The sequence below is a fragment of the Pseudomonas sp. LBUM1647 genome, from assembly GCF_059716175.1.
The window spans coordinates 3141547-3153672 of sequence record NZ_CP166809.1 but is presented as its reverse complement, the minus strand read 5'-3'; the positions used below and the strand labels follow the sequence as shown (position 1 = coordinate 3153672).

The 12126-nt window shown below is 59.2% G+C and carries 10 protein-coding genes; 4 read left to right on the top strand and 6 right to left on the bottom strand.

The genetic code is table 11. The features are described 5' to 3' along the window. Window positions 1–33: 33 nt before the first annotated feature. Window positions 34–282, bottom strand: coding sequence for a DUF1652 domain-containing protein (locus ACA059_RS14390; protein ID WP_497634441.1), 249 nt, complete (start codon window positions 280–282; stop codon window positions 34–36). Between the two features lie 130 nt (window positions 283–412). Further along, on the bottom strand, window positions 413–1909 hold the full coding sequence (locus ACA059_RS14385; protein ID WP_497634440.1) for a PAS domain S-box protein: 1497 nt from the start codon (window positions 1907–1909) through the stop codon (window positions 413–415). A gap of 372 nt (window positions 1910–2281) precedes the next feature. On the opposite strand from ACA059_RS14385, the gene ACA059_RS14380 reads away from it, so the two are divergent. Further along, window positions 2282–2740, top strand: coding sequence for an REP-associated tyrosine transposase (locus ACA059_RS14380; RefSeq protein WP_497634439.1), 459 nt, complete (start codon window positions 2282–2284; stop codon window positions 2738–2740). A gap of 117 nt (window positions 2741–2857) precedes the next feature. Here the strand turns inward: ACA059_RS14380 and sigJ are convergent, their stop codons facing one another. From sigJ to ACA059_RS14360, 4 genes are all read right to left on the bottom strand, one after another. After that, the gene (gene sigJ / locus ACA059_RS14375) at window positions 2858–3751 is read right to left on the bottom strand and encodes an RNA polymerase sigma factor SigJ (RefSeq protein ID WP_497634438.1); all 894 of its coding nucleotides are present in this window, start codon (window positions 3749–3751) and stop codon (window positions 2858–2860) included. Between the two features lie 3 nt (window positions 3752–3754). After that, window positions 3755–4189: a carboxymuconolactone decarboxylase family protein gene (locus tag ACA059_RS14370; RefSeq protein WP_497634437.1), complete on the bottom strand. Its 435-nt coding sequence runs from the start codon at window positions 4187–4189 to the stop codon at window positions 3755–3757. A gap of 159 nt (window positions 4190–4348) precedes the next feature. Further along, window positions 4349–5632 (bottom strand): Zn-dependent hydrolase, encoded by a 1284-nt coding sequence (locus tag ACA059_RS14365; RefSeq protein WP_497634436.1) that lies wholly within the window; start codon window positions 5630–5632, stop codon window positions 4349–4351. 142 nt (window positions 5633–5774) lie between these two features. Then, window positions 5775–7259, bottom strand: a complete 1485-nt coding sequence (locus ACA059_RS14360; RefSeq protein WP_497634435.1) for an NCS1 family nucleobase:cation symporter-1 — start codon at window positions 7257–7259, stop codon at window positions 5775–5777. Between the two features lie 551 nt (window positions 7260–7810). On the opposite strand from ACA059_RS14360, the gene hydA reads away from it, so the two are divergent. From hydA to preA, 3 genes are all read left to right on the top strand, one after another. Next, window positions 7811–9250, top strand: coding sequence for a dihydropyrimidinase (hydA, locus tag ACA059_RS14355; protein ID WP_497634434.1), 1440 nt, complete (start codon window positions 7811–7813; stop codon window positions 9248–9250). A 155-nt stretch (window positions 9251–9405) separates the two neighbouring features. Continuing rightward, window positions 9406–10773, top strand: coding sequence for an NAD(P)-dependent oxidoreductase (locus ACA059_RS14350; RefSeq protein WP_497634433.1), 1368 nt, complete (start codon window positions 9406–9408; stop codon window positions 10771–10773). Then, window positions 10774–12048, top strand: a complete 1275-nt coding sequence (preA, locus tag ACA059_RS14345) for an NAD-dependent dihydropyrimidine dehydrogenase subunit PreA (protein ID WP_140679155.1) — start codon at window positions 10774–10776, stop codon at window positions 12046–12048. Window positions 12049–12126 lie beyond the last annotated feature (78 nt).

Here is a 12126-nt window from a genome sequence, read left to right as displayed (position 1 = left end):
CTTTGTACGACCACCGGCAAAACCCGACAGTTCCTAGGACGTCTCGCGACTATGCAACGTGTTGCTCTCAAGTTCATAACGCAGCTCTTCGATCAACGCTGCCACCGCCTCCGGCGTTCTGAGGTTGGCCACGCTCAACCCACTGACCACCAGATCCACCCGCCCCGACACCGGATGATAGAGCTTCACCGTCAGTGAATGATCACCCGTAACAGTGCAGTCACAGGCCAACGGCGAAAAGCTCCGCTCCAGTTGCATACGCAATTGCGCCACATAAATCATCCCGCGGTTCCTGTCGCTGTTTTTGAAAGGGACGCGATACCCGAAAACCTGTATCGCACCCTTACAGCCTAAGAACTGCCGCGCCCGGCCAGAACATTAATTTGCACCTCCTCGAGTAGTGCATTTGCACCTAACGCTGGGCCTTGGGCCGCCACTCGCTGGAGAACAAACCGCGCTCGCGAGCCCAGACAATCGCCTCGCTACGACTGTGAACATCAAGCTTGGAATACACCGTCGATACATGGTTGCGCACCGTGTTGGGTGCGAGCTTGAGCCGCGCGGCGATTTCCTTGTCGGCCAGGCCTTCGCAGATCAGGCCAAGCACATCGCGCTCGCGGGCGGTCAGGTCGGTGAAAGACACGCTAGGCAACTGCGGCGAGTTGACGTTTTTCACGTTAGCGAGCTTCTCAATGAGCGTACGGCTGAACCAGGAGGCGTCTTTCATCACCTCTTCGATCGCCGACACCAACTCCAGCTCCGTGCGTTTACGCTCGGTGATGTCCATAAACACCAGCAGGTAGCAGGGACTGTCTTGAATGTTCACGGTGTCGGCCGAGACCGCGCAATCGATCAGCCCGGTGTCTTTCTTACGGACGCTGACATCGATGCGATCCAGGCTTCCGATTTTCTCCAGGGTTGTGAACAGCCGTGTACGTGCGCCCTTGTCATGGATGAAGTCGATCTCTGCGAGGGTCTTGCCGAGCACTTCCTCACTGGGATACGCGAGCGTATCGAGGAAGGCTTCATTGACGTCCATCACCACCTCATCGATGGCGTTGCACACCAGGATCGGCACCGGGGTCAGTCGAAAAGCCTTGGCGAAACGTTCCTCGCTCTGGCGCAGGGCGACTTCGGCCTTATGCCGAGGCTCGATGTCGACGAAGGAAAACAGCATGCAGGCTTCCTCGTTCAGCTCAAGGGGCTGGCCGGCGACGATCACCTGTTTGCTGCCGCCCTCGGGTAACTGCAGCTGAGCCTGCATTTGCGGAATGGTCGCCCCTTCGCGCAACCGCTGCTTGGCCAGGTCTTTGTTTTCGGCGCCCTCCAGCACGTCCAGTTCATAGGTCGAACGGCCGATCACCTGATCACGGGCATAGCCGGTCATCTCCAGGAAGCCCGGGTTGACTTTGATGTAGCGCAAATCACTGAGGCGACAGATCACCGCTGGGGCCGGGTTGGCATTGAAGGTTTTTTCGAAACGCTGCTCGGCGCTGGCCCACTCCGTGACATCGTTCATGATCAACACCAGCGACTCCGGCTCGCCAGCGCTGTCGGCCAATACCATGCTGCGCACACTGTGGACCCAGGTGCGCTCTTCGTCGTCCGCCGGCGTCACCTCAACCAACACATCGCTGAAGGTTTCGCCTCGGGCGACGCGGCTGATCGGATAATTGTCGACCTGAACCGGATGATTATTGCGATAACGCAAGGCGAAGCGCTTGGCGTACTCCCTGGCATTCGCCCCCAGCTCGCTGAGTTGCCCGACGCCGTGCATGGCCAACGCGGCGTCATTGGCCCAGAGAAGGGTCTGGTCGAGTTCCAGAAGAATCACCCCATCGGACAGGCCCGCGATGATCTGCTGCAACTGACGGCGATTAGTTTCGGTGGTCAGGACGTCCTGGCTCATTGGATCTCCACGCGTGCGGCGGCGCATTCATGCGCAGCCCTGTGAAGATTACGACCGCGTGCATTCATGATCGTGCAGATATGCCTGGGAACACGGGTGTAGGAGCTGCCGAATGCTGCGATCTTTTGATTTTCGACGTCAGTTGAGTGGCTGAAGATCAAAAGATCGTCCGAACGCGGCCCGAACCTTCGGCAGCTCCTACAGAGGGTTGCGTACACCTGCAAACTCCACGGATGTACGCGATCAATGTAGGAGCTGCCGCAGGCTGCGATCTTTTCGGCGCACTTGAAATATTACGAAAATGCTTTGGCCAACAACAGAAACACCATCAGCTAACGTTCGTTTGCCAACAAATTTCAAGGAGGGCAAGGAATGCCTGTCGCAGCAAATGGATGTCGTCTTCGCAAAGCCCGCTTTTCGGAATCTGGTCGTATTTATCTGCTGACTGCTGTCGCTCATCAGCGAGAGTCGGTGTTCGCAGATTGGCGATTGGGCAGGCTAGTGGTTGATCAGTTGCGTTGTGCCGATGAAACCTCGGCCGTCACGTCATTGGCCTGGGTGGTGATGCCAGACCATCTGCATTGGTTGCTGGAACTGCACAACGGTACTTTGGCCGAGCTGATGTGCCGTATCAAATCCAGAAGCAGCCGTTCGATCAATATTGCGCGGCAGAAACAGGGCCGATTATGGCAACGGGGGTATTACGACCGGGCATTACGTCGTGATGAAGACTTGAAGGATGCCGCACGTTACATCGTCATGAATCCGTTGCGTGCGGGGTTGGTGAAACGGGTGGGGGATTATCCGTTGTGGGATGCCATTTGGCTTTGAAAGGTAAAGATCAAAAGATCGCAGCCTGCGGCAGCTCCTACAGAGGTTGCGTACACCTGCAAATTCCACGGATGTACGCGATCAATGTAGGAGCTGCCGCAGGCTGCGATCTTTTGACTATTGCACTTGCAACGATGCATCCAACCCCGCCAACTTCTCCGGGTTACGCATGATAAAAATCCGGCTCACCCGCCCCGCTTCGTCGAACCCAAACGTCATAGATGCAGTGATGACCCCGTCCGCCTTGATGATCACGCCTTGTGCCCCATTGATTTCGCTGGGCAGCCATTCGCAAGTCTGCCAATAGACGTGCAACGACTGGCCAATGAAATCCAGCACGCTGGAAATGCCAGACAACGTTTCGCGGATCGCCGAGGCCTTGCCGCCGCTGTCGGCGCAGAGTTCGACGTCTTCGCTCAGCATTGCGGTCAAGGAAGCGGTCGAGCCGCTGGCGATGGCGCGATGGAAGGCGCTGAGCAATTGGTCCTGACGCGCCGGTTCCGGCTGAAAGCGCGTTTGTCCGCTGCCCAGGCTGGCCTTGGCCCGGGACACCAGTTTGCGGCAGGCAGCCTCTTGAACCCCGACCGCATCCGCGACTTGCGCATAATCCATGTCGAAAATTTCGTAGAGCAGGTACGCCGCACGCTCCTTGGGGGTTAGCCGCTCCAGCAATAACAGGAACGCGGTGGACAGCGACGAGGCCAGTTCATGCCTGTGTTCGGGTGAATCCTGGTGGGTAGTGTGAATCGGTTCCGGCAGCCAGGTGCCGACGTAATCAACCCGCGACTTGTGAGCCGAGCGCAGCAAATCGATGCAGTGCCGGGTGCACGCCGTGGTCAGCCAGGCGGCCGGCGTGGCAATGGCGGCGCGGTCGGCCTCCAGCCATTTGATGAACAGCTCTTGCACGACATCCTCGGCTTCGGCGCGGGAGCCGAGGATGCGATACGCCAGACCGAGCAAAAAGGGCCGGCGCTGCTCGAACACAGCGGCGGCGTTTTCAGCGGAGTTCATCAATCAGTGCCTCGACACCTGCAAACGGTTCCACAGGTTGATCATGCCGATCTCGGCCGTCAAGGCACCGATTTGCGCGTCATTGAAGTGCTCGCGCAAGTCACCGCGCAGGCGGGCGTAGTCGGTCTTTTCATCGAGTACGGTGATGGCTTCGGTCCAGGCCAGGGCGGCGCGTTCGGATGCGCTGAAATCGCTGACGTGGCGCCAGACGATCAGGCGGTCCAGCCGCTCGTTGGTTTCATTGGCTTCACGGGCTTCGCGGGTGTGCATCTTCACGCAGAAGCCGCATTGGTTGATCTGCGACGCACGCAGGTGCAGCAGGTGTTTGAGGGTCGGGTCCAGGTCGTGGCTGTCGAGGGTGACGTGGACCTGGGTCAGGCTTTCGAACACCTGAGGAATCGATTGCAGCAGGTTGACCGGCTGGGTGTTGGACGACATCGTGTTGCTCCACTGTTTGGGGGATTCAACAGGATGACGATCCAGCACCATGGTTTGTGACACATGAAGAACAACATCAAAAGATCGCAGGCTGCGCCAGCTCCTACAGGGGTACGCATTCCCGTGTAGGAGCTGGCGCAGCCTGCGATCTTTTGATCTTCAGGCCGCCAATTGTCCATCCGCGATGGCCGCCGACGCCGCCAGCATCGCCCGCAACAACACCGCACACCCGGCCGCCAGGTCATCCGGCGCGGCGTTTTCGATTTCGTTGTGGCTGATGCCGCCTTCGCACGGTACGAAGATCATCCCGGCCGGGCCGAGTTCAGCGAGGAAGATTGCGTCGTGCCCTGCTCCGCTGACGATGTCCATGTGCGACAGGCCCAAGCCTTGGGCGGCGGCGCGTACCGCTTCGACGCAGCCTTTGTCGAAGTACAGCGGTGGGAAATCCGCAGTGGGTGTCAGTTCAAAGGTCAGGCCGTGTTCCTCGCAGGTGGTTTCGATGACTTCGCGGACTTCGGCGATCATCGAGTCCAGGCGCGCCGGTTCCAGATGACGGAAGTCCAGGGTCATGCGCACTTCGCCGGGGATGACGTTGCGTGAGCCGGGATAGGCTTGCAGGCAGCCGACGGTGCCGCAGGCGTGGGGTTGATGGCCGAGGGCGGCGCGGTTGACTGCACCGACGATCACCGAGGCGCCGACCAAAGCGTCCTTGCGCAGGTGCATCGGCGTCGGGCCGGCATGGGCTTCGACGCCGCGCAGTTTCAGGTCGAACCATTTCTGGCCGAGGGCGCCCATCACCACGCCGATGGTTTTGTGTTCGTCTTCGAGGATCGGGCCTTGTTCGATATGGGCCTCGAAATAGGCGCCGACGGCATGGCCGCTGACCTTGCGCTCGCCAGCATAGCCAATGGCGTTCAAGGCTTCACCGACCGTGACGCCCTCGGCATCGACTTTGGCCAGGGTTTCTTCAAGGGTGAATTTTTCTGCGAATACACCGGAGCCCATCATGCAGGGGGCGAAGCGTGAGCCTTCTTCGTTGGTCCAGACCACGACTTCCAGCGGCGCTTCGGTTTCCACGCCCAGGTCATTGAGGGTGCGCAGCACTTCGACGCCGGCCAATACGCCGAAGCAGCCGTCGAACTTGCCGCCGGTGGGTTGGGTGTCGATGTGGCTGCCGGTCATCACCGGTGGCAGGTTCGGGTTGCGGCCCGGACGACGGGCGAAGATGTTGCCGACGGCGTCGATGCTGACGGTGCAACCGGCCTCCTCGCACCAGTTCACGAAAATGTCCCGGGCCTGGCGGTCGAGGTCGGTCAGGGCCAGGCGACAGACGCCGCCCTTGACCGTGGCGCCGAGCTTGGCCAGGTCCATGAGCGACTGCCACAAGCGGTCGCGATTGATGTGCTGATGGTTGGACTGCAGAACGTCTACGGCAGCGTTCATGATGATCTCCTCAGGCAGTTCTTATGGATTTCTTCAGGCATTTCTTGGGTGTCTTGGCGGCCGTCTTCGCGAGCAGGCTCGCTCCCACTGGGGTAATGCATTCCAAATGTGGGAGCGAGCCTGCTCGCGATGAGGCCATCCGTCACACCGCAGATTTCGCGATTGACGGGCTGGGCCGCATCGAGCACAACCCGTAATAAATCAGCCCGCCCAACATAGAGCCAGTGAACCAGCCATAGTCGTAGAACCAGCTGAATGCATCGCTGCCGAGCGACAGCAGCGTCAGCGCCACCGGCACGCCGAACGCGATAAACCCGAACCAGTTCCACGCCGGGTAAACGTCATCGCGATAGAGGCCGGCTAGGTCCAGTTGCTGTTTCTTGATCAGGAAATAGTCCACCACCATGATCCCGGCGATCGGGCCCAACAGGCTCGAATAGCCCAGCAACCAGTTGGAATACACCGTTTCCAGGCTTAAATCCGAGACGATCAAACCGAGCTTCTTCAACAGCTCATGGGCCATCAGCGCCAAGCCGACCAGGCCAGTGAGCATCACCGCTTTGGTGCGGTTGATGAACTTGGGCGCGACGTTCTGGAAATCGTTGGTCGGTGAAACGATGTTGGCCGCGGTATTGGTCGACAGCGTGGCGATGATGATTAGGGCCATGGCCAGTGCGACCCAGACCGGGCTCTGGATATGGCCGATCAAGGTGACCGGATCGGAGACGGTGACGCCCACCAGTTTTACCGAGGCGGCCGTCATCACCACGCCGAGGGAGGCGAACAGAAACATGGTCAGGGGCAAGCCGATAATCTGCCCGACGATCTGATCCTTCTGGCTTTTCGCATAGCGGCTGAAATCCGGAATGTTCAGGGACAAGGTGGCCCAGAACCCAACCATGGCGGTCAGCCCGGCGGCAAAGTAACTGACCACGCTCGCGCCTTCCGGACGCTTGGCCGGGATCGCCAGCAACTCGGTCATCGACACGTTCGGCATTGCCCATACCAACAGGCCCACACCCACCAATATCAACAACGGCGCCGAGAGGGTTTCCAGCCATTTGATCGAGTCCGCACCGCGAATCACCACCCACAGGTTCAAGGCCCAGAACACCATGAACCCGATCACTTCACCGGTACCGCCGAGGGATTTCCAACCGTCGAAAACCGAGCCCAGAAACAGGTGAATGGCCAGTCCGCCGAACATCGTCTGAATGCCGAACCAGCCACACGCCACCAGCGCCCGGATCAGGCACGGAATGTTGGAGCCGAGGATGCCGAAGGACGAACGCAGCAGCACCGGAAACGGAATGCCGTACTTGGTGCCGGGAAAGGCGTTCAGGGTCAACGGGATCAGTACGATGATGTTGGCAAACAGAATGGCCAGCAGCGCCTCGCCGACACTCAGGCCGAAGTAGGCAGTGAGCACCCCACCGAGGGTATAGGTCGGCACGCAGACCGCCATGCCGATCCATAACGCGGTGATGTGCCATTTGTTCCAGGTTCGTTCGTGCACCTTGGTCGGTGCCATGTCGTGGTTGTAACGGGGGCTGTCGAGGACGTCACTGCCGGCTTCGAGCTCAAACAAGCCGTCGCGCTCGGTCACTTGCGATCTGATCTGTTGCATGGCCGCTCCACTGTTCTTTTGATTATTGTTGCTCATCAGGGGCTGGCGGCATCAATTAACGTGCCGGTTACCCCGTTTGCGCATCGGGCAGTTCCATAAAAACCTTGTAACCAACTGATGTTTATCAGTTTTATTTATATAGCCGATGAGTCATCGGTTACTTGCTTGTTCACTCAGGCCAAATGCCAGGCAAGTTGTCCGAACCGTCAGGACTCAATCTGGTGCATACCACTTTTTTTAAACGTTGCGCATCAACCATAGACCATCCTCAAGCGGCTGATTTCACATAAGAAATCTCGTCTATTTTTAGAACCTGTCAAGTGCGTCAAAATGGTGAGAGGCCTCACCATTTTGGTGATTTCAAAACTTAATCGTTAATTATCAATAAGTTAAAACAGATATAAGCTTATAAAAAATATTCTTGCTCAATCCTCAAACTCAGACTAGCTTTTATTCCTGACAGCGCTGACAGGAATACACCTGTTTGCGTCGGCTTCATATAAAACATTTAGAACCGGCACAAGTCGGTCATTGCCTGCGAGGAACTCGGAATGTCTCTGTTGATCCGTGGCGCCACCGTTATTACCCATGATGAAAGTTATCGCGCCGACGTCTATTGCGCCGACGGCGTGATCAAAGCCATCGGCGAAAATCTTGATGTTCCGGCGGGTGCCGAAGTGCTCGACGGCAGCGGCCAATACCTGATGCCCGGCGGCATCGACCCGCACACGCACATGCAACTGCCCTTCATGGGCACGGTGGCCAGTGAAGACTTCTTCAGCGGCACCGCAGCGGGACTTGCCGGTGGCACGACGTCGATCATCGACTTTGTGATTCCCAATCCGCAGCAGTCCTTGATGGAAGCCTTTCATCAGTGGCGCGGCTGGGCCGAGAAGTCGGCGTCGGATTACGGTTTCCACGTTGCGATCACTTGGTGGAGCGAACAGGTCCGCGAGGAAATGGCCGAGCTGGTCAGCCACCACGGGGTCAACAGCTTCAAGCACTTCATGGCCTACAAGAACGCGATCATGGCTGCCGACGACACCCTGGTGGCGAGTTTCGAGCGCTGCCTGGAGTTGGGCGCGGTGCCGACCGTGCATGCGGAAAACGGTGAGTTGGTCTATCACCTGCAACGCAAGTTGATGGCCCAGGGCATGACCGGCCCGGAAGCGCATCCGTTGTCGCGTCCTTCGCAGGTTGAAGGTGAAGCGGCCAGTCGGGCGATCCGCATCGCCGAAACCCTGGGCACGCCGCTGTACCTGGTGCATGTCTCGACCAAGGAAGCCCTAGACGAAATCACCTATGCCCGCAGCAAGGGTCAACAAGTCTACGGCGAGGTCCTGGCCGGGCATCTGCTGCTGGACGACAGCGTCTACCAACACCCGGATTGGCAGACCGCCGCCGGTTACGTGATGAGCCCACCCTTCCGTCCTCGCGGCCATCAAGAGGCGCTTTGGCACGGTCTGCAATCGGGCAACCTGCACACCACCGCCACCGACCATTGCTGCTTCTGCGCTGAGCAAAAAGCGGCTGGCCGTGACGACTTCAGCAAGATCCCCAATGGCACGGCCGGTATCGAAGACCGCATGGCGGTGCTCTGGGATGAAGGGGTGAACACCGGGCGTTTGTCGATGCAGCACTTCGTGGCGCTCACCTCCACCAACACCGCGAAAATCTTCAACCTCTACCCGCGCAAAGGCGCGATTCGTGTGGGTGCGGATGCGGATCTGGTGCTGTGGGATCCGGAAGGTACGCGGACGATTTCGGCGAAGACTCACCATCAGCAAGTGGACTTCAACATCTTCGAAGGCAAGACCGTACGCGGTGTTCCGAGCCACACCGTCAGCCAGGGCCGGGTGGTGTGGGCCGATGGTGATTTGCGCGCCGAGCGTGGTGCCGGGCGGTATGTCGAGCGGCCGGCGTATCCGGCGGTGTTTGATTTGCTGAGTAAGCGGGCTGAGATGAACAGGCCGACAGCTGTGAAACGCTGAAAGCGGCCTTCGGCCTATCGCGAGCAAGCTCGCTCCCACATTTGGAATGCATTCCCCTGTGGGAGCGAGCTTGCTCGCGATGGGGCCGGCCCAGACAACAAAAAAATCCAATGCCCATCAGAGGCAGCACCTCAAATAACCGTGAGGCCAACACCGTGATCAAGACTCTGAACCACCTCCCGCATCCCTATGAGAATGCGGCCGCCCTCGCCGGCCATTTCACCGATCTGGCGCCACCGCTCAACGACCGCCAGGCCCATCTGGAAGCCTCGCGTTGCCTGTACTGCTACGACGCGCCCTGCGTGAATGCCTGTCCGAGCGAGATCGATATTCCGTCGTTCATCCGCAATATCCATCAGGAAAACGTTCAGGGCGCCGCGCAGAAAATCCTCTCGGCGAACATCCTCGGCGGCAGTTGCGCCCGGGTGTGCCCGACGGAAGTGCTTTGCCAGCAAGCCTGCGTGCGCAACAACGACCATGAATGCGCACCGGTGCTGATCGGCCTGCTGCAGCGTTACGCCGTCGACAACGCACACTTCAGCGAACACCCCTTCCAACGTGCTGCATCAACCGGCAAGCGCATCGCCGTGGTCGGCGCCGGTCCGGCCGGGTTGTCCTGTGCTCACCGCAGTGCCATGCACGGTCATGACGTGGTGATTTTCGAGGCGCGGGAAAAGGCTGGCGGCCTCAACGAATACGGGATCGCCAAGTACAAACTGGTGGACGACTACGCGCAGAAGGAACTGGATTTTCTGTTGCAGATTGGCGGTATTGAAATCCGCCACGGGCAAAAACTTGGAGAGAACCTGACCTTAAGCGAACTGCATCAGCAATTCGATGCGGTGTTCCTTGGCCTTGGCTTGAACGCCAGCAAACAACTGGGTCTGGCCCACGAAGAGGCGCCCGGCCTGCTCGCCGCCACCGACTACATCCGCGAACTGCGTCAGGCCGATGACCTGACTCAACTACCACTGGCTGATCATTGCATCGTGCTGGGAGCCGGCAACACCGCCATCGACATGGCCGTGCAAATGGCTCGCCTCGGAGCCCGCGACGTCAATCTGGTGTACCGCCGCGGTGTCGAGGAAATGGGCGCGACAGGTCACGAACAGGACATCGCCAAGGCCAATCAGGTGCGGCTGTTGACTTGGGCTCAACCTGAAGAAGTGCTACTCGATGATCAAGGCAACGTGCGTGGCATGCGCTTCGCCCGCACCCATTTGGTAGACGGTCGCCTGCAAACCACCGGCGAAACCTTCGAACTGGCCGCTGATGCGATCTTCAAAGCCATCGGCCAGGCCTTCGACGCCAGCGCCCTCGCCGATCCGCTGGCCCGCGAGCTCAAGCGTCAGGGCGAGCGGATTCAAGTGGACGAAAACCTGCGCACCAGCATCCCCGGCGTGTACGCCGGCGGCGACTGCACCAGTCTCGATCAGGACCTCACCGTGCAGGCTGTGCAGCACGGCAAACGGGCTGCCGAGGCCATCAACGCCCAACTCATGCTCAACGTGGAGGCTGCGTAAATGGCCGATCTCTCGATTGTCTTCGCCGGCATCAAAGCCCCCAACCCGTTCTGGCTGGCCTCCGCGCCACCGACCGACAAGGCCTACAACGTGGTTCGAGCCTTCGAGGCCGGCTGGGGTGGCGTGGTCTGGAAAACCCTGGGTGAGGACCCGGCGGCGGTCAACGTGTCGTCGCGCTATTCAGCGCACTTCGGTGCCAACCGCGAAGTGGTGGGCTTCAACAACATCGAGCTGATCACCGATCGCTCGCTGGAAATCAACCTGCGGGAAATCACTCAGGTCAAAAAAGACTGGCCGGACCGTGCGCTAATCGTGTCGCTGATGGTGCCCTGCGTCGAAGAATCCTGGAAATTCATCCTGCCGCTGGTGGAAGCCACCGGCGCCGACGGCATCGAACTGAACTTCGGTTGCCCGCACGGGATGCCGGAGCGCGGCATGGGCGCGGCAGTCGGCCAGGTGCCGGAGTATGTCGAGCAGGTCACCCGTTGGTGCAAGACGTACTGCTCGCTGCCGGTGATCGTCAAGCTCACGCCGAACATCACCGACATTCGCGTCGCCGCCCGCGCAGCTCATCGTGGTGGTGCGGATGCGGTGTCGCTGATCAACACGATCAACTCGATCACCAGCGTCAACCTGGAGCGCATGGTCGCCAATCCTGCCGTGGGTAGCCAAAGCACTCATGGTGGTTATTGCGGTTCGGCGGTGAAGCCAATTGCGCTGAACATGGTCGCCGAAATCGCCCGCGACCCACAGACGCAAGGTCTGCCGATCTCGGGCATTGGCGGCATCAGCAGCTGGCGCGACGCGGCGGAATTCATTGCACTGGGCAGCGGCTCGGTGCAGGTGTGCACGGCGGCAATGCTGCATGGCTTCCGGATTGTCGAGGAGATGAAGGACGGTTTATCGCGCTGGATGGACAGTCAGGGCTACGCCAGCGTGTCAGAGTTTTCCGGGCGTGCGGTGGGCAACACCACGGACTGGAAGTACCTGGACATCAACTATCAGGTGATTGCCAGGATTGACCAGGAGGCCTGCATTGGTTGCGGTCGTTGCCATATTGCTTGCGAAGACACTTCGCACCAGGCGGTTGCCAGCCTTAAGCAGGCGGATGGGACGCATAAATATGAAGTGATTGATGATGAGTGCGTGGGGTGCAATCTGTGTCAGATCACGTGTCCGGTGCAGGATTGTATTGAGATGGTGCCGATGGAGAACGGGAAGCCGTTTCTGGATTGGAATCATGATCCGAGGAATCCGTACCATGTAGCGGTTTGAGTGTTTCAAGATCAAGAGATCGCAGCCTCGTTTCACTCGACAGCTCCTACAGGGTTACGCATTCCCTTGTAGGAGCTG

Excerpts from the sequence above, each read along its gene's own strand:
- ACA059_RS14390 (WP_497634441.1), bottom strand. The coding sequence starts at position 282 with ATGATTTATGTGGCGCAATTGCGTATGCAACTGGAGCGGAGCTTTTCG.
- ACA059_RS14385 (WP_497634440.1), bottom strand. The coding sequence starts at position 1,909 with ATGAGCCAGGACGTCCTGACCACCGAAACTAATCGCCGTCAGTTGCAG.
- ACA059_RS14380 (WP_497634439.1), top strand. The coding sequence starts at position 2,282 with ATGCCTGTCGCAGCAAATGGATGTCGTCTTCGCAAAGCCCGCTTTTCG.
- sigJ (WP_497634438.1), bottom strand. The coding sequence starts at position 3,751 with ATGAACTCCGCTGAAAACGCCGCCGCTGTGTTCGAGCAGCGCCGGCCC.
- ACA059_RS14370 (WP_497634437.1), bottom strand. The coding sequence starts at position 4,189 with ATGTCGTCCAACACCCAGCCGGTCAACCTGCTGCAATCGATTCCTCAG.
- ACA059_RS14365 (WP_497634436.1), bottom strand. The coding sequence starts at position 5,632 with ATGAACGCTGCCGTAGACGTTCTGCAGTCCAACCATCAGCACATCAAT.
- ACA059_RS14360 (WP_497634435.1), bottom strand. The coding sequence starts at position 7,259 with ATGCAACAGATCAGATCGCAAGTGACCGAGCGCGACGGCTTGTTTGAG.
- hydA (WP_497634434.1), top strand. The coding sequence starts at position 7,811 with ATGTCTCTGTTGATCCGTGGCGCCACCGTTATTACCCATGATGAAAGT.
- preA (WP_140679155.1), top strand. The coding sequence starts at position 10,774 with ATGGCCGATCTCTCGATTGTCTTCGCCGGCATCAAAGCCCCCAACCCG.